At 68.1% G+C, this 23,748-nt stretch carries 20 protein-coding genes, 1 tRNA gene and 1 pseudogene; 12 read left to right on the top strand and 10 right to left on the bottom strand.

Going from position 1 to position 23,748, the window contains the following annotated elements; all coding sequences use genetic code 11:
• Positions 1–3: 3 nt before the first annotated feature.
• The 3 genes from AC0IWM_RS13245 to AC0IWM_RS13235 all read left to right on the top strand — a co-directional run bounded on the left by AC0IWM_RS13245 (position 4) and on the right by AC0IWM_RS13235 (position 1,813).
• Entirely contained in the window at positions 4–210 is a 207-nt protein-coding gene (locus AC0IWM_RS13245) for a Trm112 family protein (RefSeq protein ID WP_056476974.1), read from the top strand.
• Between the two features lie 14 nt (positions 211–224).
• The gene (locus AC0IWM_RS13240) at positions 225–1,220 is read left to right on the top strand and encodes an asparaginase (protein WP_471755662.1); all 996 of its coding nucleotides are present in this window, start codon (positions 225–227) and stop codon (positions 1,218–1,220) included.
• Positions 1,221–1,417: 197 nt separating this feature from the next.
• The gene (locus AC0IWM_RS13235; RefSeq protein WP_056476981.1) at positions 1,418–1,813 is read left to right on the top strand and encodes a hypothetical protein; all 396 of its coding nucleotides are present in this window, start codon (positions 1,418–1,420) and stop codon (positions 1,811–1,813) included.
• A gap of 67 nt (positions 1,814–1,880) precedes the next feature.
• Here the strand turns inward: AC0IWM_RS13235 and AC0IWM_RS13230 are convergent, their stop codons facing one another.
• Together AC0IWM_RS13230 and AC0IWM_RS13225 are read right to left on the bottom strand one after the other, a co-directional pair.
• Entirely contained in the window at positions 1,881–2,240 is a 360-nt protein-coding gene (locus AC0IWM_RS13230; RefSeq protein ID WP_056476984.1) for a SpoIIAA family protein, read from the bottom strand.
• A 52-nt stretch (positions 2,241–2,292) separates the two neighbouring features.
• The gene (locus AC0IWM_RS13225; protein WP_471755660.1) at positions 2,293–4,551 is read right to left on the bottom strand and encodes a primosomal protein N'; all 2,259 of its coding nucleotides are present in this window, start codon (positions 4,549–4,551) and stop codon (positions 2,293–2,295) included.
• 128 nt (positions 4,552–4,679) lie between these two features.
• On the opposite strand from AC0IWM_RS13225, the gene AC0IWM_RS13220 reads away from it, so the two are divergent.
• The 4 genes from AC0IWM_RS13220 to AC0IWM_RS13205 all read left to right on the top strand — a co-directional run bounded on the left by AC0IWM_RS13220 (position 4,680) and on the right by AC0IWM_RS13205 (position 8,785).
• On the top strand, positions 4,680–5,756 hold the full coding sequence (locus tag AC0IWM_RS13220; RefSeq protein WP_471755658.1) for an ABC transporter ATP-binding protein: 1,077 nt from the start codon (positions 4,680–4,682) through the stop codon (positions 5,754–5,756).
• A 137-nt stretch (positions 5,757–5,893) separates the two neighbouring features.
• Entirely contained in the window at positions 5,894–6,916 is a 1,023-nt protein-coding gene (locus AC0IWM_RS13215; protein ID WP_471755656.1) for an extracellular solute-binding protein, read from the top strand.
• Positions 6,917–6,962: 46 nt separating this feature from the next.
• Positions 6,963–8,696: an ABC transporter permease gene (locus AC0IWM_RS13210; protein ID WP_471755654.1), complete on the top strand. Its 1,734-nt coding sequence runs from the start codon at positions 6,963–6,965 to the stop codon at positions 8,694–8,696.
• 14 nt (positions 8,697–8,710) lie between these two features.
• Positions 8,711–8,785: transfer RNA gene (locus tag AC0IWM_RS13205), tRNA-Val, on the top strand.
• A gap of 54 nt (positions 8,786–8,839) precedes the next feature.
• Here AC0IWM_RS13205 and AC0IWM_RS13200 read toward each other — a convergent pair.
• The 3 genes and pseudogenes from AC0IWM_RS13200 to AC0IWM_RS13190 form a co-directional block, all read right to left on the bottom strand.
• Positions 8,840–9,267: pseudogene (locus AC0IWM_RS13200) on the bottom strand (DMT family transporter).
• Between the two features lie 184 nt (positions 9,268–9,451).
• Positions 9,452–10,666 (bottom strand): Na+/H+ antiporter NhaA, encoded by a 1,215-nt coding sequence (nhaA, locus tag AC0IWM_RS13195; RefSeq protein ID WP_471755652.1) that lies wholly within the window; start codon positions 10,664–10,666, stop codon positions 9,452–9,454.
• An 87-nt stretch (positions 10,667–10,753) separates the two neighbouring features.
• A complete protein-coding gene (locus tag AC0IWM_RS13190; RefSeq protein ID WP_471755650.1) occupies positions 10,754–11,011 on the bottom strand; it encodes a hypothetical protein in 258 nt (85 codons plus the stop codon).
• Positions 11,012–11,431: 420 nt separating this feature from the next.
• On the opposite strand from AC0IWM_RS13190, the gene AC0IWM_RS13185 reads away from it, so the two are divergent.
• The gene (locus tag AC0IWM_RS13185) at positions 11,432–12,544 is read left to right on the top strand and encodes an acyltransferase family protein (protein WP_471755648.1); all 1,113 of its coding nucleotides are present in this window, start codon (positions 11,432–11,434) and stop codon (positions 12,542–12,544) included.
• A 166-nt stretch (positions 12,545–12,710) separates the two neighbouring features.
• Here AC0IWM_RS13185 and garD read toward each other — a convergent pair whose 3' ends face one another.
• On the bottom strand, positions 12,711–14,276 hold the full coding sequence (gene garD, locus AC0IWM_RS13180; RefSeq protein ID WP_471755646.1) for a galactarate dehydratase: 1,566 nt from the start codon (positions 14,274–14,276) through the stop codon (positions 12,711–12,713).
• Between the two features lie 11 nt (positions 14,277–14,287).
• Positions 14,288–15,616 (bottom strand): MFS transporter, encoded by a 1,329-nt coding sequence (locus AC0IWM_RS13175; RefSeq protein ID WP_471755644.1) that lies wholly within the window; start codon positions 15,614–15,616, stop codon positions 14,288–14,290.
• A 255-nt stretch (positions 15,617–15,871) separates the two neighbouring features.
• Between AC0IWM_RS13175 and AC0IWM_RS13170 the strand changes: the two genes are divergently transcribed.
• Positions 15,872–16,102: a tautomerase family protein gene (locus AC0IWM_RS13170; protein ID WP_471755642.1), complete on the top strand. Its 231-nt coding sequence runs from the start codon at positions 15,872–15,874 to the stop codon at positions 16,100–16,102.
• Positions 16,103–16,112: 10 nt separating this feature from the next.
• Here the strand turns inward: AC0IWM_RS13170 and AC0IWM_RS13165 are convergent, their stop codons facing one another.
• Positions 16,113–16,454 carry a hypothetical protein gene (locus AC0IWM_RS13165; RefSeq protein ID WP_471755640.1) on the bottom strand — a complete coding sequence of 114 codons (342 nt, stop codon included), beginning with the start codon at positions 16,452–16,454 and terminating at the stop codon, positions 16,113–16,115.
• Positions 16,455–17,961: 1,507 nt separating this feature from the next.
• Here AC0IWM_RS13165 and AC0IWM_RS13160 point away from each other — a divergent pair.
• Both AC0IWM_RS13160 and AC0IWM_RS13155 read left to right on the top strand, forming a co-directional pair.
• Positions 17,962–19,224 carry a nucleotide sugar dehydrogenase gene (locus AC0IWM_RS13160; protein ID WP_471755638.1) on the top strand — a complete coding sequence of 421 codons (1,263 nt, stop codon included), beginning with the start codon at positions 17,962–17,964 and terminating at the stop codon, positions 19,222–19,224.
• Positions 19,225–19,271: 47 nt separating this feature from the next.
• Positions 19,272–20,549, top strand: a complete 1,278-nt coding sequence (locus AC0IWM_RS13155) for a glycosyltransferase family 4 protein (RefSeq protein ID WP_471755636.1) — start codon at positions 19,272–19,274, stop codon at positions 20,547–20,549.
• Positions 20,550–20,878: 329 nt separating this feature from the next.
• On the opposite strand, the gene AC0IWM_RS13150 is transcribed toward AC0IWM_RS13155, so the two are convergent.
• Together AC0IWM_RS13150 and AC0IWM_RS13145 are read right to left on the bottom strand one after the other, a co-directional pair.
• Entirely contained in the window at positions 20,879–21,001 is a 123-nt protein-coding gene (locus tag AC0IWM_RS13150; RefSeq protein ID WP_471755634.1) for a hypothetical protein, read from the bottom strand.
• A gap of 185 nt (positions 21,002–21,186) precedes the next feature.
• Entirely contained in the window at positions 21,187–21,900 is a 714-nt protein-coding gene (locus AC0IWM_RS13145) for an SDR family NAD(P)-dependent oxidoreductase (RefSeq protein WP_471755632.1), read from the bottom strand.
• 776 nt (positions 21,901–22,676) lie between these two features.
• Here AC0IWM_RS13145 and AC0IWM_RS13140 point away from each other — a divergent pair.
• On the top strand, positions 22,677–23,639 hold the full coding sequence (locus tag AC0IWM_RS13140; RefSeq protein WP_471755630.1) for a helix-turn-helix transcriptional regulator: 963 nt from the start codon (positions 22,677–22,679) through the stop codon (positions 23,637–23,639).
• The last annotated feature ends 109 nt before the right edge of the window (positions 23,640–23,748 follow it).

Genomic DNA, 23,748 nt, shown 5'->3' with positions numbered 1-23,748 from the left:
CAGATGGCCGATGACACCCCGAGCCCCGTCGAGGCCACCCGCGTCGACCCCAAGCTCCTCGAGCTCCTCGTCTGCCCGTTGACGAAGGACACCCTCGAGTACGATGCCGGCCGCCAGGAACTGGTGAGCCGCTCGGCGCGCCTCGCCTACCCGATCCGCGACGGCATCCCGATCATGCTGCCGGAAGAGGCGCGCGCGCTGACCGACTGACCGGGCCCGCCGGCATGACCGATCGTCCGACCGTCGCCATCGTCGCCACCGGCGGCACCATCGCGATGAAGAACGATCCCGTCACGGGGGCTCCGGTCCCCGCCCTGACGGGGGCCGACCTCGCCGCCGCGGTGCCGCGGCTCGGCGACCTCGCGCGGATCGAGGTGGTGGAATTCGCCAACCTGCCGAGCGCCTATATGGGCCCGGACCTCTGGCCGGACCTCAGCCGCACGGTGGCGGGTCTGCTGGCGCGCTCGGACATCGCGGGCGCGATCGTCCTACACGGCACCGACACCCTCGACCAGACCGCCTATTTCCTCGACCTGACGCTCGCGAGCGACAAGCCTGTGGTGATGGTGGGCGCACAGCGCAACGCCTCCGAGGCGGATGCCGACGGGGCGCGCAACCTCCTCAACGCGATCCGGCAGATCCTGGCCCAGGGCGCGCGCGAAGATCTGCGGGGGCTGGGCGTGACGGTGACGCTCAACCACAACATCAATGCGGCCCGCGAGGTGCGCAAGTCCCACACCAACAACGTCGAGACCTTCCAGTCCGGCGAGGCCGGCTTCCTCGGCCACGTGGACGAGGACCGCGTGGTGTTCGCCCGCAGGTCCCTGCGCCGCCAGACCCTGCCGCTGCCCGACCGGCTCGCCCGCGTCGAGATCGTGGCGATGGCCGCCGGCGGCGACGGGCTCCAGCTCCGCCACGCCGTGGCGGACGGGGCCGAGGGCGTGGTGATCGCCGCCTACGGCTTCGGCAACGTCAACGAGGCCCTGTACGACGCGGTGGTGGAGGCGATCGCCGCCGGCGTCACCGTCGTGGTGGCGAGCCAGGTTCCCCACGGCCGGGCGCTCCCGGTCTATGGTTTCAAGGGCGGCGGCAGCACGCTGCGCGCGGCCGGCGCGGTCTTCGCCGACGATCTCACGCCGGACAAGGCCCGTGTCCTGGCGCTGCTCGCCCTGCCGGTCACGCGCGACCGCCAAGCATTGCAGGCGTATTACGACCGATAACGCCAAGCTCCGCCGCGGTCATGGCCCGTTCAGGCACTCTCGGCAATAAGTCTCATCATCGAATTGTGGGGCCTGTCATAATCTTGCCGCTTCGGCGGATATGATCAGGGCATTCTCACTCCATCGTCTGCTTGCACAGCCGTTGCGCCGCCCTGCGGTCGCGGCTCGGGCGGACGCTTATTGCCGAAGGATGATGCATGTCCAAAGTTGCGGTGGTTCTGGCGCTCGGAGCCGGCCTGTCCTCGCCCGCGATGATCCCGGCCGCCGCCCGAGACGGCGGAAACTTCAACGGGACCTGGTCGGTGGAACTCGTCACCGAGAGCGGCATGGTCTGCGACAGCCGCTACACCTACGGGGTCTCGGTGCAGGAGGGGCAGGTGCGCCTCACCTCCGCGGCGGCCGGCGCCACCCTGAACGGCCGCGTCGGGCCGGACGGCACGGTCGGCCTCAACGTCTCGAACGGCACCGCCTCGGGCGCGGTCTCGGGCCGGCTCCAGGCCCAGAGCGGCGGCGGCACCTGGAAGGTCTCGTCCCTGTGCTCGGGCCGCTGGACGGCCCGTCGTCACACGACGCGAACCGCCCAGGCGGAGTAGGGCCGGGCGGGACCGCGTCCCGAGGCGAGCGAGCCTCGGCCGCGCGTCCCCTGGGCATCCCTTCTCGTCAGGCGGCCGCCAGCCACTGGCGCGCTTCGTCGATATGCGCGCGGTCGAAGGTCTTGATCTGGGCCGGCGAGACCTTGCCGAAGGTGTCGGCGATCATCCGCAGCCATGAGGCGTCGGTCACCAGGGCGACATGGCTGACGCCCTTCATCATGGCGAGGCCGAAGCGCGGGTCCTTGAAGAAGGCGGCCGGCTCCATGCCCTTGAAATCGCGCACGTCTTCCAGGAGCTTGATCTTGCCGCCCTTGTCGAGGTCGGCCTGCATGGCCGAGATCACGGTGTTCATCTCGGCATCGGTGATCTGGCCATCGACCACGATCTCGGCGACGCTCGAATCCGGCTTCTTGGTGTAGGTCAGCACGTGTGGCACTCCTGAAGGGTCGAACGCGACCCGAGCGAACGTCGAAGCAGCGTTATAGGAAACTCTGCGGGTCCACGTCGATGGCGACCTTCACGTTGCCGCGAATCTTGGGGCCGCGCGCCAGCCAGTCGCGCAGGTAGCTCTGCAGGTCGACGGCGCGCTCGGTCTTCACCAGCAGCCGGAATCGATAGCGCCCGCGGATCAGCGCCAGCGGCGCCTCGGCCGGCCCCAGCACCATCACGCCCTCCGGCGGCTCGGCGGCCCGGGCCAGAGCCTGCCCGTGGGCCTCGGCGACCTCGCGCTCGTTCGCCGAGACGATGAGGGCCGCCAGGCGGCCGAAGGGCGGCAGGCCGGCGGCCTCGCGGGCGCCGATCTCCTCCTCGTAGAAGCGCTCCGAATCCCCCGAGAGCAGCGCGGCGATCACCGGGTGCTCCGGCTGGTAGGTCTGGAGCAGGGCGCGTCCCGGCTTCTCGCCGCGCCCGGCGCGCCCCGTCACCTGCTGCAGCAGCTGGAAGGTGCGCTCGGCCGCCCGCGGGTCGCCGGAGGTCAGGCCGATATCGGCGTCGAGGACGCCGACCAGGGTCAGGTGCGGGAAGTTGTGGCCCTTGGCCACGAGCTGCGTGCCGATGACGATGTCGCAGCCGCCCTCCGCCACCGTCTGGAGTTCGGCCCGCAGGCGCTCGGCCCCGCCGGGAAAGTCGCTCGACAGGACGATGACGCGCTTCTCCGGGAAGAGCTCGGCCACCTCCTCGGCGATGCGCTCCACCCCGGGGCCGCAGGGGGTGAGGTTGTCGAAGGTGCCGCATTCCGAGCAGGAATCCGGGCGCCGCTCGGCATAGCCGCACTGGTGGCAGACGAGCGCCCGGCGGAAGCGGTGCTCCACCAGCCAGGTCGAGCAGTTGCGGCACTGGTAGCGGTGGCCGCAGGCCCGGCACAGGGTGAGGGGGGCGTAGCCCCGCCGGTTGAGGAAGAGCAGGGCCTGGTCGCCCGAATCCACGGTCTCCCGCACGGCCGCGACCAGGGCCGGCGCGATGAAGCGTCCGCGCTCGGGCTTGTCGGCCCGCATGTCGATGGCGGCGATGTCGGGCAGGCGCCGGCCGCCGAAGCGCTCGGGCAGGGCGATGCGGCGGTAGCGGCCCCGCTCGGCATTGACCCGGGTCTCGATGGAAGGGGTCGCGGAGGCCAGCACCACCGGGCAGTTCTCGATCCGCCCGCGCACCACCGCCATGTCGCGGGCGTGGTAGTGCACCCCGTCCTCCTGCTTGTAGGCGGCCTCGTGCTCCTCGTCGACGACGATGAGGCCGAGGTCGGCGAAGGGCAGGAACAGGGCCGAGCGCGCGCCCACCACCACGGCGATCTCGCCCGCCGTGACCCCGGCCCGGATGCGCTCGCGGCGCTTAGCCCCGATGCCCGAGTGCCAGGCCGCCGGGCGCGCGCCGAAGCGCTCGGCGAAGCGGTCGAGGAACTGCGCCGTCAGGGCGATCTCGGGCATCAGGATCAGGGCCTGATGGCCGCGGCGGACGCAATCGGCCACCGCCTCGAAATACACCTCCGTCTTGCCCGAGCCGGTGACGCCCTCCAGCAGGACGGTGGGCGCCTTCGCCTCGGCCCCCGGCGGCGGCACCTTGCCGTACGGGGCGGCGGGCGCCGGCAGGGGATCGCCGATGGCGTCCGTGGGCGCCGGCGCGTCGGGGCCTGGGTTCATCAGCGCGACGAGGTCCCGCACCGCCGCCTCCTGCGCCTCCGACAGGGGCACGCGGGCATGGTCCGGGTCCGGCGGCAGGGCGACGGGCTCGGGCGCCAGGGCCACCGCTTCCAGGGCACCGTCATCGATGAGGCCGTCGACGACGCTCAGGGAGACGCCGGCCTCCTTGGCGAGCGCGCTCTTGCCCCGCATTGCCCCGTCGGCCGCCACCGCCAGCACCTTGGTGCGCGCCGCTGTCGGCCGGGACGGGGCCTTGCCGGAGGCCCGGACACCGACCCGCACGGTCTCGGTGAGGGCGGCCTCGTCGGGCAGGCGCAGGGCCATGGCGAGCGCCGAGCCCTTCGGCGCCAGGGTGTAGCGGGCGAGCCAGTCGACGAGCTCGCGCAGGGCATCCGGCAGGGCCGGCACGTCGATCCGGCCGGTGACCGGGCGCAGGTTCGAGCCGCTGGGGCTCTGGCGCACGCCCCAGACCACCCCCACGGTCTCGCGCGGCCCGAGGGGGATCTGCACGACATCGCCGACCGAGAGGTCGAGCCCGGCCGGCACGGCGTAGCTGTAGGCGCTGTCCAGCGCCAGCGGGATCAGGATCTCGGCGACGCAGGGCATCGGGCGGGGCTTTGACGGAACATAACCGGAATATAGGGGCAACCGGGCCTCAACGCGATGGTGCAGGTGGATTGCCTCCGAGCCGCATTGGCTCCTAAGCAGCGCAACCCCGCATCGACCCGGATCCGATGACCCGTCCTGCCGAGCCCTCAGCGATCGACCCGCCGCGCCTCGACCTGAGCGGCATCGGGCTGCGCTTCGGCGCGGTGCGGGCGCTCGCGGACGTCTCGCTCCAGGTCCGGCCCGGCGAGATCCTCGCCCTGCTCGGCGATTCCGGTTGCGGCAAGAGCACGCTGCTGCGGGCCATCGCCGGGCTGGAGCAGCCGGAGACGGGCACGATCCGCCTCGACGGCGCCCTGGTGAGCGAGGGCGGCCGCGGCGTCGCCCCCGAGGCGCGGGGCGTCGGGCTGATGTTCCAGGACTACGCCCTGTTCCCCCACCTCACGGTGGCCGAGAACGTCCGCTTCGGCCTGCACGGGAAGCCCGCCGCCGAGGCCCGCGCCCTGGCGCAGGCCCGGCTGGAGCAGGTCGGCCTCGCCGATCGGGCCAGGAGCTATCCCGGCACGCTCTCGGGCGGCGAGAGCCAGCGCGTGGCCCTGGCCCGCGCCCTGGCCCCGGGGCCGCGCGTCCTCCTCCTCGACGAGCCGTTCTCGAATCTCGACCGGCGTACCCGCGACCGGGTCCGCGACGACACCCTGGCGGTCCTGCGCGCCAGCGGCGCCACCACGCTCCTCGTCACCCACGACCCCGAGGAGGCCCTGGGATTCGCCGACCGCATCGCCCTGATGCGGCGGGGACGGATCGTGCAGGTCGGCACCGGACCGGACCTGTATCTTCGCCCCGCGACGCGGTTCGCGGCCCGCTTCTTCGGCGATTGCGTCGAGTTCGACGGCACCTGCCGCGACGGCGCCGTGGCGACGCCGTTCGGGCCCGTCCCGACGCCGGGCCAGGCGGAGGGCGCCGCCATCACCCTCGGCCTGCGCCCGGAGGCGATCCGCCTCGATGCGCCGGGCGCGCCCCTCCGGGCCGTGGTGCGTGCGCGCCGCTTCCTCGGAGCGGGCGCCCTCCTGACCCTGGCGGTGGAGGGCCTCCCCGAGCTCCTGCGCCTGCCCGTCTGCGCGGACGACCCGCATCGTGCGGGCGAGACGGTGGGCCTGACCTTCGACCCGCAGCGCTGCTTTATTTTTGCGCGGGAGGCGGATTAAAAGATGGACGGGGCGCGAAGTTCTGTTGAGTGCGCGGCTTTAGTTTTGAATTGTTTTAAGTCCAGAACATCGCGCTTGTGTTTTTCTCGCCGATGCTTCTGAACACCCGCCACGTTCGAACGTGAAGGGTGTCGACCATGGCGGGTGGGATCAAGGCAATCGGGTTCGCGGGCTTCGCGCTGGCAGCCCTGATCGGGACGGCCTCGGCGGCCGAGGTGAACCTCTACACCACCCGCGAGCCCGGCCTGATCCGGCTCCTGCTCGACGCGTTCACCGCCAAGAGCGGCGTCACCGTCAACACGGTCTTCGTCGAGAAGGGGCTGGCCGAGCGCGTGGCGGCAGAGGGCGCCCGCGCCAAGGCCGACGTGCTGATGACCGTGGACGTCGGCAACCTCATCGACCTTGTCGACCGCGACCTCGCCCAGCCGGTGCGCTCGGGCGTGCTGGAGGCGGCGGTGCCCGCCACCCTGCGCGATGCCGAGGGGCGCTGGTTCGCCCTCTCCATGCGGGCCCGCGTGCTCTACGCCGACAAGGACCTCGCCGACCTCAAGGCCATCACCTACGAGGGGCTGGCCGATCCGAAATGGAAGGGCGGCCTCTGCCTGCGCTCGGGCCAGCACCCCTACAACACGGCGCTCATCGCCCATCATCTCGTAAAGCACGGGCCGGAGAAGACCGAGGCCTGGCTGCGCGCCCTGAAGGCCAACCTCGCCCGCAAGCCCGCCGGCGGCGACCGCGACGTCGCCCGCGACATCCTCGCCGATACCTGCGAGATCGGCCTCGGCAATTCCTACTATGTCGGCCTGATGCGCTCCGGCCGCGGCGGCCCCGAGCAGCAGAAGTGGGGCGAGGGCATCAAGGTGGTGATGCCGACCTTCGCGGGCGGCGGCACCCACTTGAACGTCTCCGGTGCGGTGGTGGCCAAGAACGCCCCCAACCGCGACGAGGCGGTCAAGCTCCTCGAATACCTCGTCTCCGACGAGGCGCAGGGGCTCTACGCCAAGGCCGATTACGAGTACCCGGTGAAGGCCGGCGCACCGATCGACCCGCTCCTCACGGCGCTGGGTCCCCTGACCATCGATTCCGTGCCGCTGGTGGAGATCGCCCGCAACCGCAAGGCGGCGAGCCTCCTCCTCGACACGGTGGGGTTCGATCACTGAGGGCGGCCCGCGCCTCGGTCTTGCGAAAAACGCCCTTGAGACCCGCATGACCGCGGCCGTCCCCGCCCTGCCGCTCCTCGGCCGACCCCGCGGACTCGCCTGGAGCGCGGCCGCCCTGGGGCTCTGCGCCCTGGTGCTGAGCCCGGTCGTCGCCCTCGTGGTCGCGGCGGGGGACGGGATCGGGGACGGGGCGGGCGCGGCGCTGTGGCCGCACCTCGTCGCCCACGTGCTGCCGCAGGCCCTGCGCGACACCGCCCTTCTGCTGGCCGGCGTCGGCGTGCTGGTGGTGGTGCTCGGGGCGGGCTCCGCCTGGCTCGTGGCGGCCTACGACTTTCCCGGCCGGCGCCTCCTCGAGGCGGGGCTGCTGCTGCCGATGGCGGTGCCGACCTACATCGTCGCCTTCGCGTATCTCGACCTGATGCATCCGATCGGCCCGGTGCAGACCACCTTGCGCGACCTCCTCGGCTATGCCCGCCCGCGCGATCTCGTGCTGCCCGAGATCCGCTCGCTGCCCGGCTGCATCCTGCTCCTCGGCTTCGTGCTCTACCCTTATGTCTACCTGCCGACCCGGGCGCTGTTCCTGATGCAGGCCGCCAACCTCATCGAGGCGGCCCGGATGCTCGGGCGCCGGCCCTCGGCGATCTTCCTGCGGGTCGCCCTGCCGATGGCGCGCCCGGCCATCGCCCTCGGAGCGAGCCTCGCCCTGATGGAGGCCCTGAACGACATCGGCGCGGCGGAATTCCTCGGGGTGCGCACCCTCACGGTCCAGGTCTACGCCACCTGGGTGAACCGCTCGGACCTCGCCGGCGCGGCCCAGATCGCCCTCGTCATGCTGGTGGCCGTCGTCGCCCTGGTGGCCCTGGAGCGCTGGGCCCGGGCCGGACGCGGGTTCTCGGGAGGCGCCCAGCGCCCGCGCCGCCTCGCCCGGCAGCGCCTGACGGGGGCGCGCGCCGGGGCCGCCCTGGCCCTCGGGCTCGTGCCCGTGGCGATCGGCTTCGTGATCCCGGCGAGCTACCTCGTGCAGGCGGCCCTGCGTCGGGTGTGGCGCAGCGGCCTGCCGGAGACGATCCTCCCCGAGATCGGCCATACCCTGCTCTATGCGGGCGCCGCGACCGTGATCGCCGCCGCCATCGGCTTCGTGGTGGCGGCGGGTCCGCGCCTCGTCCCGCGCCGCTGGGGCGAGGCGCTGATCCGGGTGGCGAGCCTCGGCTACGCCCTGCCGGGCGCGATCCTGGCCATCGGCCTCCTCGGCCCCCTGGCCCTCGCCGACACCGCCCTCTCGGCCGGGACGACGCGGCTCTTCGGGGTCGCCCCGGCCCTGATCGGCCTCGGCACCGGGGGCGCCCTCGTCACCGCCTACCTCGTGCGCTTCCTCGCGGTCAGCATCGGCACCTGCGAGGCCGGCCTGGCCCGCGTGCCCCGCAGCCTGCCCGATGCCGGGCGGATGCTCGGGCGCGGGCCGGGCGCCACCCTGTGGCGGGTCCAGCTTCCCCTGGCCTGGCCGGCGGTGCTGAGCGGCGCGCTCCTGGTCTTCGTCGACTGCGTCAAGGAACTGCCCGCGACCCTGCTGCTGCGCCCCCTCAACGTCGAGACCCTGGCGACCCACCTCTACGGCGAGGCCGCGCGCGGCACCTACGAGGACGGAACCGTGGCGGCCCTCCTCATCGTCGCGGTCGGGCTGGTGCCCGTGGTGATCCTGCTCCGGCTCGGGACCCCGCGCACGGAAGCCGGCGCAGAACCTGCCGATCAGCGCTTGACGCCGCCGCGCCCCTCGCCCTAGAAGGCCCTCGGTCCGGGTGCGTAGCTCAGCGGGAGAGCATTCGCTTCACACGCGAAGGGTCACAGGTTCGATCCCTGTCGCGCCCACCATTTCCCTCGAAGCCGGCTTCCCCGGAAGCCTGCCCGCCGCTTCGACGACCCTCCTCAGGACAGCGAGACGAGCACCAGGCCGCCGACCATCAGCAGGCAGCCGAGGATGCGCCCGAGTCCCGCCGTGTGCTGGGCGAAGCCGAGCCATCCGTAATGGTCGAGCAGCGTCGAGGTCACGATGGCCGCCGTCACGGTGAGGCCGGTGAAGATCGCCGCGCCCAGGCGCTCTGCCAGGAAGATCATCGCCAGCACGTAGACCCCGCCCAGGCCCACCAGGGCACGCCCGCGAGCCGCGCCGTCCCGGGCCAGGCGAGCCCGACGAAGGGCAGCGCCAGCAGATAGACCGCCGCGTTGGCCCCCGTCACCACGAAGGCGGCCAGGATCGGCTGGCCCAAGCTCCGCGCCAGGGTGGTGTTCGCCCCCGCCTGGACGGTGTTCAGCACGCCGGCGGCCACGGCGATCAGGGCGACGAGGACGGGCATGAAGAGCTCCCCTTTCCGCAGCCGGGACGGCCTGCCTGCCGGTTGTCCGAACGCTGACGGCGGCGTGCCCAGGCACGGCCGGCGACCGGCGGCCGTCAGGGGCGACAACCGGAGCGGGGCGCGAAGCTTTCAGCGCCTGCGACGTTCCTGCGCAGGCGCGGGACCGGCGCGCGCTCCGGGCGCCTCAGGCGTCGGCGGCGGCCCGGACCTTCGGGTCCCCGACCCGGCGCCGCGGCGCGAGCAGCAGGACGAGGGCGCCGGCCGCCATGCAGACGATCGATCCGGCCAGCACGCCGACCTTGGTCTCGGATTCGAGCTCGGGCGCGTCGGCGAAGGCCAGGAGGCCGATGAACAGGCTCATGGTGAAGCCGATGCCGCAGAGGAGCGAGACGCCGTAGACCTGCATCCAGCCGGCCCCCGCCGGCCGCTGGGCGAGCCCGAGCTTCACCGCCGCGAGGACGAGGCCGAACACGCCGATCTGCTTGCCGACGATGAGACCGAGGGCGACCCCGAGGGTCACGGGGTCGAGGAGCATCCCCGGCGTGAAGCCCGCGAGCGACACGCCCGCATTGGCGAAGCCGAAGATCGGCAGGATCAGGTAGGCCGACCAGGGGTGCAGGGCGTGTTCGAGCCGGTGCAGGGGCGAGGTCGGGTCGTCCGGCCGGCCGAGGCTGAGCCGCAGGGGAATCGTCAGGGCCAGCAGGACGCCGGCCACCGTGGCGTGCACCCCGGACTTCAGGACGAAGAACCACAGCACCGCACCGAGGACGAGATAGGGTGACAGGCGGCGGATGCCGGCCCGGTTCAGGCCGTAGAGCACCGCCAGGGTCACGGCCGCCCCGCCCAGCATCGGCAGAGACAGGTCGGCGGTGTAGAACAGCGCGATGATGAGCACCGCGCCGAGGTCGTCGATGATCGCCAGGGCGGTCAGGAAGACCTTGAGCGAGACCGGCACCCGGGAGCCGAGCAGGGCCAGGATGCCGAGGGCGAAGGCGATGTCGGTGGCGGCGGGAATCGCCCAGCCGCGGAGGGTCTCCGGCGAGTGCCGGTTCACCGCCACGTAGACCAGGGCCGGCGCCGCCATGCCGCCGATGGCGGCGAGGCCGGGCAGGATCCGGTCCGGCCAGGTCCGCAACCGCCCGTCCAGCATCTCGCGCTTGATCTCGAGGCCGACGAGCAGGAAGAACAGCGCCATCAGCGCGTCGTTGATCCAGTGCAGGACGCTCAGGCCCCCGACCTTGGCCTGCAAGGCCGCGAAGTAGCTCGCCGCCAGGGGCGAGTTCGCGACCACCAGCGCGAGGGCCGCGCTCGCCATCAGGACGAGCCCGCCGCCGGCCTCGCTGGTGAGCATCGACCGGAAGGCGGAGAAGGGCCGTCGGAGCGGAGAAGGGGCTTGCATGGCCCTTCCTTTACAAGGGCCGTGCCGGGACACAACCGAGCCGGGGACGGAACCGGACCGGGTCCGCGCCCCGCGGCGGCCCCCCGGTCAGCGCAGCGCGGCCGAGCGGGTGCCGCCCTTGGCACGGGTCCCGCCGTCGAACACCGTGCGGCAGCCGGGGCTGAGGCTCGCCCGGTGCACCTGCATGCAGGACACGATCCGGTCGCGGTCCGGCACGGCGCTCAGGCACAGGCGCATGACGTCGCCGCGGCACAGGGCGGCCTGCTCCTCCTCGCCGGCCCTAGCACCGGTGGCCGCGAGGGCGGGCAGCACGCAGCAGGCTGCCAGAGCGATTCGGCCGAACATGGGCATCTCCAGATCTGGCCCCGAATTCCGGCGCCGGGTCGGTTCGGATGGGGGCGACGACGACTTGCGGTTGTAATGCGGCTGGGCCGGCCGGGTTCCCCGCCGCGGCCGGCCTCCGGAAGGAGGTCGCGTGTCCCGACCCCTCGCGCCGTGCACCGCGCCCGCTCCTGCCGCAACTGTCCATGCGCGGGAGCGCCGTTCCAGGCGCATGAGGGCGGGACAAGATGCCGGAAGCCTCGTGAGGAGCGCCAGGATGACGGCCCTCTCCCAGGGGTCGGTCCCGGACCGGGATCGCCGGAACGATCGGATCGACGGTGTCCCGGGCCGTTTACCACGCGGCGCGAAGGGCCTTGTCGAAGGGGGCCGCCCCTGCAATCCCTGGATGGCCCTCGCCGTTGAGGGCGCAACCCATCTCCGGCCATGCGTCGCCTGCACTGTATCGATTCGATTCGCGGTCTGGCCGCCCTGGCGGTCATCTACGCGCATACCGTCGAGTTCGGGCTCAAGGCGCGGCTCGGGCCGTCCTCCTTCGAGCGCATCGCCCTGGCCGGACTGACCGAGTACGTCGACATCGGCAAGATCGCCGTGACGCTGTTCTTCGCGGTGTCCGGATTCGTGGTGCCTTTCTCGCTGTTCAAGGCGGGAGACCGACCCATCCTGTCCTTCGCCGTCTCGCGGTTCTTCCGCCTCTATCCCGCCTACTGGCTGTCGATTCCGTGCGGCCTGCTCGTGCTGTTCCTCTGGGCGGGGCGGGACGTACCGGCCCTGCTCGTGGCCGCCAACATCACGATGCTTCAGCAGTTCGTCGGCGTCGAGAACATCATAAGCCTGTACTGGACGCTGCAGATCGAGCTGATCTTCTACGTCCTCTGCGTGGGTCTCTTCGCTCTCGGCCGGCTCGACGATCGCGAGGGTGTCGTGCTTTCGGCCCTCGCGCTGATCGCGGCCGCCGTCACGCTGGCCTTCCTGCGCTTCACCTTGGAGCGGAAATTTCCCGTGGCGGTGCCTCTGTCGCTGGCCGTGATGTTCTGGGGTCTGTGCCTGCGCTACCACGTCCTGGAGAAGCGGCCGGGCTGGGGCTCCGCGCTCACATGGGTCACGGGCGTGCTCGTCTGCGCGGTTCCGGTGATCTCGGTGCTGGCCTATGGGCGCGACATGGGCTTTCACGAGAACTGGGTGAAGTACGTCGTCACCTACTGGCTCGCGATGGCGCTCTTCGCCCTCCTCGCCCTGAAGCTGCGCATCGAGGGACGAGTCTTCACCTACCTGGGCGCGATCAGCTACTCGATCTACCTGTTCGGGCCGGTGGTTCAGGTGGTGATCGAGCACGCCCTGGCCGGATACGAATCGGTCGTCCCGATCCACCTGTTCGCCGCCGCGACCGCCCTCGCGACCATCGCCGTCGCGGCCCTGGTGCATCGCTGGATCGAAGTCCCCGCCATCGCGCTCGGCCGCCAGGTCGCGCGCAGCCTCGCCGGGCGCGCCGGATCGGGCGCCCCGGCCGCAGCCGCGCTCGGCCGATCCGAGACCTAGCCCGTCCGTCGGAGGCGCCGCGAGGCGGAGCATCCGCGCCCCGGCCTCCGCTCCCGCGCCGTCTCGGACGACGGCCCGGCGCGGGGCTCCTCCGGCTCCGGGCTCGCCGGCTGGGCGCCGGGATGAGGCCACCCCTGGCAGCGGGACGGCGCCTGAAACCTCCGCCTCAGGTGATCGGGGCGGGATTGAACAGCGTCAGGTCGTTGAACAGGCCCCAGCGGTCGGACCAGGGCCGCTTTCGCCCGCTCGCCACGTCGAGGATGAGGTGGAACAGGTCCCGGCCGGTCTCCTCGATGGTGGAGTGGCCCGTGGCGATGCGGCCGGCATCGAGGTCGATGAGGTCGGACCAGCGCTCCGCCAGCTCGGTGCGGGTGGCGACCTTGATCACCGGGGCGTGGGCGAGGCCGTAGGGGGTGCCGCGCCCGGTGGAGAAGACCTGGAGGGTGATGCCGGAGGCGAGCTGGAGCGTGCCGCAGACGAAGTCGCTCGCCGGCGTCGCGGCGAAGATCAGGCCCTTGTCGCGGACCCGTTCGCCGGGGGCGAGCACGCCCGCGATGGCCGAGGAGCCGGACTTGGCCACCGAGCCCAGCGCCTTCTCGACGATGTTGTTGAGGCCGCCCTTCTTGTTGCCCGGGGACGGGTTGGCCCGCCGGTCGGCCCCGCCCTTGGCGAGGTAGTCGTCGTACCAGGCCATCTCGCGGATCAGCGCATCGGCGACCGCGGGGGTGGCGGCCCGGGGAGTGAGCAGGTGGATGGCGTCGCGCACCTCCGTCACCTCGGAGAATAGCACGGTGGCGCCGCAGCGGACCAGGAGGTCGGCGGCATGGCCGAGGGCCGGGTTGGCGGTGACGCCCGAGAAGGCGTCGCTGCCGCCGCATTGCAGGCCGACCACGAGGTCAGCCGCCGGGCAGGTCTCGCGGGTGCGTCGGTTGAGCACCTCCAGGCGCGCCTCCGCCATGGCCATGATGCTGTCGAGCATCATGCCGAAGCCTTCGTGGCGCTCGTCCTGCAGGCGCACCACGCCGCTGTCGGCCGCCGCGGAGCCCTCCGGCAGCAGGCGCTCCGAGACTAGCTTCTCGCAGCCGAGGCCGACCACCATGACCTCGCCGCCGAAATTCGGATTGCGGGCCAGGCTCTGCAGGGTGCGGATCGGGATCACCGCCTCGGGGGCGTTGATGGCGACGCCGCAGCCATACGCATGGGTGAGGCCGACGACGTCGTCGACGTTGGGGAAGCGCGGCAGCAGATCCTGCTTGATCCGCCGGACGGCGACGTCGAGGGTGCCGGCCACGCATTGCACGCTGATCGAGATCGCCAGGATGTTCTTGGTGCCCACCGAACCGTCCGGGTTGCGGTAGCCCTCGAAGGTATAGCCTTCCAGCGGCGGCAGGGGGGCGGGTACGCGGGTCGCCTTCTCCAGGGCGTCGAGGTCGGGCGCCAGCGGGGTCTCGACGCTGGATTCCTCGACCCAGGACCCGCGCCCCAGCGGGCGCAGGGCGATGCCCACCACCTCGCCGTAGCGCACCACCTTCCCGCCCGGCGGGATGTCGACGAGCGCCACCTTGTGGCCCTGCGGCACGAACTCGACCAGGGTCAGCCCGTCCTCGAAGACGGTGCCGGCCGGCAGGCCGAAGGCGTTGACCACGATGGCGACGTTGTCGTCCGGGTGCAGGCGCAGCGTCCGGGGCGTGTCGCCGGTCCGGTCGGAGGGGGTCGCCGGTTCACCGAGCATGGTTGTTCTCCTCACGCCTTGCGCAGCTCGACCCGCCGGATCTCGCCGACGATGACGAGGTAGGCGATCATCGCGATCAGCGCGTTGCAGCCCACGAAGACCAGGGCGCCGTTGAACGAGCCCGAGGCCTGGACGAGGTAGCCGATGACGATCGGCGTGGTGATGCCGGCGGTGTTGCCGAACATGTTGAAGATCGCGCCGCTGAGGCCCGCCGCCTCCTTGGGCGAGGTGTCGGAGATCACCGCCCAGCCCAGCGCCCCGATGCCCTTGCCGAAGAAGGCGAGCGCCATGAAGCCGATGACGAGGGCCGGCGAGTCGACGTAGTTGCAGGCGATGATCGACATCGAGAGCAGCATGCCGGCGACGATGGGGATCTTGCGGGCCCGGGTGAGGGAGCCGGTGCGCTTCAGGATCGCGTCCGAGATGACGCCGCCCAGGATGCCGCCGAGGAAGCCGCAGAGCGCCGGCAGCGAGGCGACGAAGCCGGCCTGCAGCACCGTCAGCCCGCGCTGCTTGACCAGGTAGATCGGAAACCAGGTCAGGAAGAAGTAGGTCATCACGTTGATGCAGTGCTGCGCCACGTAGATGCCGACCAGCATCCGGTTGGACAGGAGCTGGCGCACGACGCCCCAGTCGAACCCCTTCTGCGCGGCGGGCTTTCCCGCATCGAGGGCCAGGAGCGCGCCGCCGGAGGCGATGTGGTCGAGCTCGGCCTTCGTCACGGTGGGATGGTCGGCCGGATCGTGGATGACGCGGACCCAGATCGCCGCGAGCGCGATGCCGATGACCCCCATGACGATGAAGGCGTAGCGCCAGCCGTATTCGTGCGTGACCCAGGCGGTCAGGGGCGCGAACAGCACCGGGGCGAAGTACTGCGCGGCGTTGAAGATCGCGCTGGCCTTGCCGCGCTCGGCGCTGGGGAACCAGGCCGTGACGATCCGGGCGTTGCCGGGGAAGGACGGTGCTTCGGCGATGCCGACGAGGAAGCGCAAGATGAAGAGCGCGGCCACGGCGCCGCCGCCGAGGAAGCCGACCCAACCCTGAGCCAAGGTGAACAGCGACCAGAAGAAGATGCCGCCGGCATAGACCCACTTGGAGCCGTAGCGGTCGAGCATCCAGCCGCCGGGCACCTGTGCGGCGACGTAGGACCAGCTGAAGGCGGAGAGGATGTAGCCCAGGGTCACCGGGGTCAGGCCGAGTTCCTGGGACATCGGCGTGCCGGCGATCGAGATGATGGCGCGATCGGCGTAGTTCACGACCGTGGTCATGAACAGCATCAGCAGAATGCCCCAGCGGACGCGACCCTGCGCGCGCGCCTCCAGCGGTAGAGCCAGCGCCATCGTTCCCACCCGATTTTTATCGATGCCGGACTTCGTCGAGCGAAGACTCGTTTGACGGTAGGGGTACCGGCGCCGACGGGAGGCGTCCAATGCGAAGGGCGGATCGATCGATGCGCGGACGGCATCGATGAAGGTCCGTATCGTAGCCTGGCGGGATGATCGGGGGGGCGGCTTGCCGGCCTGGTCCGGCCCTGGCATGGACCCCGGCGGCCGCCCGGGGCGGCCCTCCCGACATCCGACTGCAGGACCGCACCCATGCCGCACGTGACCGTGAAGATGTACCCGGGCAAGACCGACGCGCAGAAGGCGGAGATCGCCGAGGCCCTCGCGGCCGCCCTCATGGCCAGCGCCGGCGCCGCGGAGCGGGCCGTCTCGGTGTCGATCGAGGATGTCGCCCAGGCCGATTGGGAGTCGCAGGTCTACCGCCCCGAGATCGTCGGCCGGCCGGAGACCCTCTTCAAGAAGCCGGGCTACAGCCTGCCCTGAGTCGGCGCCTTCAGCCCTTTGCACCCTGGAACGGGCGCAGCAGCCAGGCGAGGCGGCCGGCATCGTCGTCCTGAGTCTCCGTCCGCGCCGTCTTGTCGGCCACCGGCTCCGGCCCTTTCGGTGCGCTGGCATCCTGCATGATCTGGTCGAGGGGGGACGGCAGGTCCATGCCGTACTCGTTCAGGAGCAGGGCCGCGTCGAGCAGGAACCGGATCTGGTCGTCGGGGACCGGGCGGCCCTGAATCTGGGCCTCCAACACGGTCCGCGCGAAGAGGGCGGCCAACCGCGACAGCTCGGGCAGCCGGTCGGTGGGCGTCGCGGCCCCGATCGATGACGCTAGAGCGGCATTCACCCGCAATCTCCCTGTCCGGATGGCGCGACCTCGACGAACGCGCCGTGTATCTCAGGCCCTGTATACCGCGCGTTTCTCACCAGTTCGTTGAGCATTGGGAGTGACCGACATGCACCTCTGCGGCCGGTGCTGAGGCGTCGTCGCGCATTGCTCGTAAGGTCGTGCCGAGACTCGCCGGGACGTTCGGCGTGAGCACGAGGCAGCTTTCGCAAGCAGAGCACCGGAGGTGGAATCGGAATGGTCCGACATCAGCATCGCACGCTGAGCCGGATCAGGACGGAGCGGCTCCAGCGCAATCGAAGTCCCGATCGATGAAGCGGACGCCTCTCGGACGACTTTGCCTTCGCGAATTTGATCTACGAGTGGCGCCATCAACGAGCCACGGCCGATATCACGAATGCCAACCCAGTATTTGGCGGTGTCGACACGTGCTTTGCAACGCAACGATCTGGCCAATACAGGCTTTCCTAAGCAGCATATTGATACTTTGTCGCGTCTCGGTCAGACTTGATTTCGTAAAAATATTTATAAACTAGAGACGATAATTGTGCATCGAGCGTCTGATGTTCTTTTCTTATTTAAGGTTCGCATCGAGCGCTCATTCCGGGAGGCGTATCGGAAGCCCGATATCACCCGGTCATTCGGACAAGATGGGTATGCCAGGGCGCTAAGTGTTGCAGCGCACCAAATGCATTGCCGAGGTGAAAAAAAACTGCTAGCTGAACATGCATACGCATAGCCGCGCACGGCATTCAAATCTCGGACCCCGCAAGGCGAAATTCCATCAGCATTTAGGGAAGGAAATCCTGAATAGATGCCGATGATTTGAGAATGCGAAGCAATTCATCGCAGCGCGGCGAGACGTTCCGCGCATCTATGAGGGCCTCCCGCAGGGCGTCGACACCGAGGGATACATCCATCCGTCTTTGCCTTGTCGAAAGATCGGTGTGCATCTTCCGAGCCTGACGCAGGGCAAACAACCGTGGTGTGCCGTTAAATTATCGAAGGCGGGGGACTTAGATTGGCCAATCGAGAAGGTTTTTACTGGTGTGTATCACTCTGAGGGGTGCGGCTCTCAAGTTTTGATGATCGATGAGGCGGCGTAGATCCGCGCTTCTGCTGTGAAAATCCAATGTATCGTTGCTGCGCCGGGGAGTGGATCGGTCAATTGCTTGTCTAACAACGCGCAACAGGTGCTGCGACGAGGGTTGTCTTTGATGTTCAGGCGTCCTGGCGCGAATTTTGCTGAGCCACCTCGGCCCGGTTAGAGACCGCTACGTCATCGTTCGGAGATACAGGCGTGACATACCGTATAAGCTGCCTTTTAGGCTGGTAGGTGAGTGGCGCGCGAGGCCATAGGAACAGGTCTCGGTTGTCCATGCTGCGCTAGGGAAATTTGTTTTTTGCATTCCCAAGAGCCTTCGCCTATGGGATGCGAGATCAAAGAAAAGAATTCGAGATTTGATGCAATGTCGAGTTGTGACTCGAAGATTGTTGGAGCGGCCTGATGCGTATTGCTGTATTTGGACTTGGCTACGTTGGACTGACGACGACGGCCTGCCTAACGCGGCAAGGGCACGAGGTTATTGGAGTCGATGTCAGCAATGACAAGGTGCGCCAGATCAATGAAGGGCGATCGCCTATTCTGGAGCCCGGCATCGAGGATCTTCTTCAGGCGGCTCTGAAGGATGGCCGACTGAAGTGCGTAACGGCTGTCGGCTCTGAGCTGGATCGGTGCGACATCGCGATCGTCTGCGTCGGCACGCCGAGTGCCGCGGATGGATCCCACAATATGAGCTACATCGCGGAGGTGTCTCGCCAGATCGCGACGTCGCTTCGGTCCGGCAGGGTCGCCCCTCTCACGGTTGTCTACCGGAGCACCATCCGCCCCGGCACGATCGACGAACTGATCCAGCCGATCTTCAAGTTCATGCTGGGCGACAAGGTCGATGCCGTCGAACTGGTCTACAACCCCGAGTTCCTGCGTGAGTCAACAGCGATCGAGGATTACTTCGACCCGCCGAAGATCGTGGTCGGCACGGTGGACGGTGAACCCTGCCCGCGCCTCGAGCAGATGAATGAAGGTATTACGGCGCCGACTTTTTACACGCGCTTCCGAGATGCGGAGTTCACCAAGTTCGTCGACAACACCTTCCACGCGCTGAAAGTCGCGTTCGCAAACGAGATTGGCCGCGTGTGTGTCCAATTGAACATCGATACGCGCCTGGTGCATAAAATTTTCGTGTCCGACACGAAACTCAACATCTCCCCCTACTATCTCCGTCCAGGTGGCCCCTTCGGCGGATCCTGTCTGCCCAAAGATGTGCGAGCACTCCAGTACATCTCCGGCGACGTTGGCGCGAACACGCCAGTCGTCGACGCGTTGATCCGATCGAACGAGGCACACAAGCACTTCCTGTTCACGTATTGCACGCAAGGATTGAAGCCCGGTGCAAAGGTTCTGATGCTGGGATTGGCTTTCAAGAGCGACAGCGACGACCTTCGCGAGAGCCCTCACATCGATCTCGCACGCAAACTGCTCCAGGGCGGATATGAACTTGCTGTCTACGATCCTTTTCTAAAGCCGAACAACTTGGTCGGTCAGAATCTCGGGTATGCCGTTTCCTATTTGCCTGAACTGCCGAATATCCTCGTTTCGCGCGAATACGCGGAGCGGGAGCAATTCGACATCGTGATCGACACGAACGGAAAAGGTTCGGATCTTACGCTCCGTGACCCGATTGTCGTCGACATCAGTCGACTGAAATAAGTCCCTCCTGAGGCTTATCCGAGATCTGGTTGGGAGTTGAAAAGGCCATGCAGCTTCAAGGCAAGCGCGTCCTCATCATCGTCGAAAACCTGCCAGTGCCGTTCGATCGTCGCGTTTGGCAGGAAGCTCGTGCGCTCAACGAGGCAGGAGCGGTCGTCTCGATCATCAGCCCCATGGGCAAGGGATACGAGGCGCCCTACGAGTGCATCGAGGGCGTGCATGTCTATCGGCATCACCTCCCATCCGATGCCGAAAACGCCCTGGGCTACCTACGGGAATACGGCGTTGCCCTGTTCCATGAAAGCCGGTTGGCCTGGAAGATCCTGTTCAAGCATGGCTTCGATGTCATCCATGCTTGTAATCCACCGGATCTGATCTTCCTTGTCGCCCTGCAATTCAAGATCCTCGGCAAAGCCTTCATTTTCGATCATCACGACATCAATCCTGAACTTTACGAAGCCAAGTTCGGCCGGCGCGGGTTTTTCTGGCGCCTGATGATCCTGTTCGAGCGATTGACCTTCGCATGTGCGAACGTCTCGATCGCAACGAACGAAAGTTACAAGCAGATTGCGATCGAACGCGGACGAATGGCGCCCGACCGAGTCTTCATCGTCCGGAGTGGACCCGACCTGCGGCGCCTTCAGGTGCTTCCGCCAAATGCCGCTCTGCGTCGCGGACGCCAGCACATGGTCGGGTACCTCGGCGTCATGGGCGATCAGGAGGGTATCGACCTTCTGCTGGAAGCCGCAGCGCACATGATCTTCACCCTGGGGCGTGAGGACGTCCTGTTCTGCCTCGTCGGCGGTGGGTCGAGCTTGAAGGCTCTGCAGGATCAGGCCCGAAGGATGGGTCTCGAAGATTACGTCGTGTTCACGGGGCGCATTCCAGATCAGGATCTGTTTGAAATCATTTCCACGTCCGATGTTTGCGTGAACCCTGACCGGGTAAACACGATGAACGACAAGTCGACCATGAACAAGATCATCGAGTACATGGCGCTTGGGAAGCCGATCGTTCAGTTCGACGTCACCGAGGGACGCCGATCCGCGGAAGGCTCGTCACTCTACGCGAAATCGAATGATCCCATCGACTTCGCGCAGAAGATTGTCTCCCTGCTCGACGACCCCGATAAGCGTGCCGCCATGGGCGAGATTGGTCGCGAGCGTGTCGTGAACAGCCTGTCCTGGCACCATCAGGTGCCCAAGCTGATCCAGGCCTACTGCCAAGCGTGCGGGATCGCCGTGCCGTCGGCGAATTCAGAGGTGTCGAGCGAAGACGCATTCCGAAGCCCATCCATGATGGTTGGGCGCGGCACGGATCGGTAGGCTTTCTCGGGCCTCTACGCGGCAAGAAGGGTGTGAACACGGGGCGCGTGTCCGGTGTTTGCGACGAGGCTTCCGAAGCGATGCGAGCCAAATTCGGCTGAATGTCGCGAGACTGAGTCTCCAGTCGCGGCGGTAGCCACTGCGCGTTGTGCGATGCTCCCGAACTCTCGCTGAGTTGGATCAAGCTAAGCGGCTCGCAGGTGAAAGGTTTTCCTTGCCACCGCACCGATAGCCCAACGGCGTTTGAGACAGGATTGCGGTCGGAGACCTCCACGGTCCCTCACGGACGCTCTCCTCGAATGACAGGGGCCATTCGAAGCCCCGGCAGCTCACGGCCGACGGGATCGCTGTTCCATCGCCCTGCGGTTCGCCTTGAGCAGTTTTCCCATCACGATGCCGGCCGGAATGGACAGGAGTGTCCATGCGCGCAGGAAGCGAAGAAGAACCAGCATGACGATGTTGTCCTTTCGCACCGACGGTGGCGCAATGGGATTGTCCTGATCCCAACGGATCCACGAAGCACGTCGTTCCGAATAGGCAGCCCGGTCGCTGACGCAGGCCAGGGACGTTTTCGGGCAGGGGATACCCTGCGGGTTCCCCTGCGGACCGTACTGATAGGTAAAATCAGCGCTCCGTATCAGGCCGGGATCTGCTGCCCGTTCCAGGCAAAGACCCTGCCGGAATCTCCCGGTTTCAGGTCTGCGAGGACCCTCAGGAGATGCGACGCGCTGACTTCGGGCGTGAACAGCCCCGGCGCATCCGTGTCTGGCCGGAACGGACGGGAGAGTGACGTCGCCACCGTCCCGGGATGAAGTCCGGCGACGATCGCATCGGGGTGCGTGCGCCTGGCCTCGATGGCGAGGGTGCGCAGGATTTGGTTCAGGGCAGCCTTCGATGCGCGATAGGCGTACCAGCCTCCCAGGCGATTGTCCTCAATCGACCCGACGCGCGCCGACAAGGCCGCGAAGACACTTCGGCCGGTCCGGGGCATCAGGGGAAAGAAGTGCTTGGCCACGAGAGCCGGCCCGATCGTGTTCACGGCGAACACCGTCGCCATGGCCGCCGGGTCGAGGCTCCTGAGTGATTTCTCTGGCGACAGACCAGTTTGGTGGAGGACCCCGCTGGCGATCATGACGAGATCGGGAGGGCCCACCCGCGCCACGGCTTCGGCCGCCGCGGCAATTGAAGTCTCGTCAGCCAGATCGATCTGCCCCGAGTGGATCGGACGAGAGAACGACGAGCCCGAGCGGGAAAACGCGAAGACCGTCCGGCCCCCGCCTTCGGCCGCGAGCGCATCGACGAGGGCGCGGCCGATACCGCCGGAGGCGCCGATCACTACCGCACCGGTCATTTCAGAGCGCTCCCGCTGCGTCTGGGCTGGTCGGAATAGCACGTGATCGTGCTCGTAGAAGGCGGCTCTGCTGAGGCGGGAAGTCCGACACCGGCAGGCACCAGTTCGAGCTTCGATATGAAGCGCATGGATTGGACCGTCCTCGTCCCTCCGTTGACGTTACCGACCCCGTAGGCGCGCGCGGGAGCGGCCCCACCCATCATCCCCAACGCCTGATTCATCCGCCGCACGTTCCATCTCGGTTTCGTGCGGTTCCGCGCGATGGCGGCACGGACGAGCTGCTTCGTCTACGAGAATCAAACCAACCGCATCCCGCGGAGGATGCCAAATCACGAAAGCCTGTTTGATCTCGGCCTCGGCCGACGCGTCGCACCTTCCTCGAAGGCTGCCGCAGGTCATTCCGTGTGCCCACTCCGGTCGTGCGTCGCGGACGGCGCTCCCGAGCGATCAGGATTCGCCGGGTGCAAAGCGCCTGAAAATTGGCTTCGCACGGAACTTAAGTTGAATTCTCTTAGTCGAAAGTATGATCTATCCTGTTGGTCCCAATGGCGTGAGAGTTGACGCTTCCGGGAGAGATTTTTTTATCTGGACGACCGATGTGTTTCGCGGCCTGGAATCTCGTCATCGAAACCATTTATGCAGCAGCGTCCGCGCCCGACCGATGGCCGGATGCACTTCAGGCAATTGCTGAACTGCTGGATTCACGAGGCGCGCTGCTTCTGTACCAGCACCGGAACCACCGATTCGGAGCGATCGTCTCGCCGACGCTCGCATCGATGCTCCAGGAATACGAGCAGAGCTGGCAGCACCTCGACGTCCGCGCCGAGCGGGTCTTCCAAGCCATTGCCAACGGTCACCGCGACGTACAGGCCGACCATCAGCTCTTCACCGCAGACGAGATCGCCACCCTGCCGATCTACCAGGATTTCCTGCTGCCCCACGGCATCCTCTGGGGCATGGCGGTGCCGGTCTCGCCCTATCCAGAGGTGAGCGTGATCCTCTCGTTGCTGCGGGATCAGGACAAACCGGCCTATTCCGATGCACTGCAGGAGCAGCTCTTCGCGCTCAGCCGGCATGTGGAGCGTGCCCTGAGTCTGTCGATCCGGCTCATGGATGCCGAGGCCGAGCGGATCGGCTTCTCGCGGGCGCTGGACCGGATCGATTGCGGCGTCTTCGTCCTCGCCGGCGATCGCCAAGTTCTCTTCGCCAACCAGACGGCGCAGGACTTCGTTGGCGGCGGCCTCGCAATCGTGGCGGGGCGGCTCGAACTCGGCGACGGGGCGGTCCGGCGCGCTCTGGCCCAGCAACTCGGCCGCGTCGAGAATGGCGGTGCCGAAGACGGGCGTGTCGGCCCGGCGCTGATCCTGCCCGACGGCGATCGAAGCCTGATTCTTCAGATCGTCCCGCTCCAGACGCCGATCGAGGGGCCGGCCCTTCAGACGGCGAGCGTCATCGTCCTGGTGACCGATCAGGCGCAGAGCCGCCCGTTCGACCCAGCCGTCGTTCGCGACCTGTTTCACCTGACCCTGGGCGAGGCGCGGCTGGCCGCCCTCGTCGGATCCGGGACGGCGCCGGCCGATGCGGCGGTCACCCTCGGTATTACGGAAAACACCGCCCGCACGGTCCTGCGCCGGGTCTTCGAGAAGCTCGGCGTGGCCCGTCAGAGCGAGATGGCCGCTCTGATGGGAAAGCTGTTCATGCTGCGGCAGCATCCGGGATCGAAGGCGCCGCGGCCGTGACGGCCGGGTGAGTCCTGTGCCGGGGCGACTACTCCATCGTGGGCATGACGAAATCAGCCCCGGCGCGGATACCGGTGGGCCAGCGGGTCGTGATGGTCTTGAGGCGCGT

The organism is Methylobacterium sp. AC433, assembly GCF_979253015.1.
The sequence above is the reverse complement of the archived record's forward strand: the minus strand, read 5'-3'. Positions and strand labels throughout refer to the sequence as shown.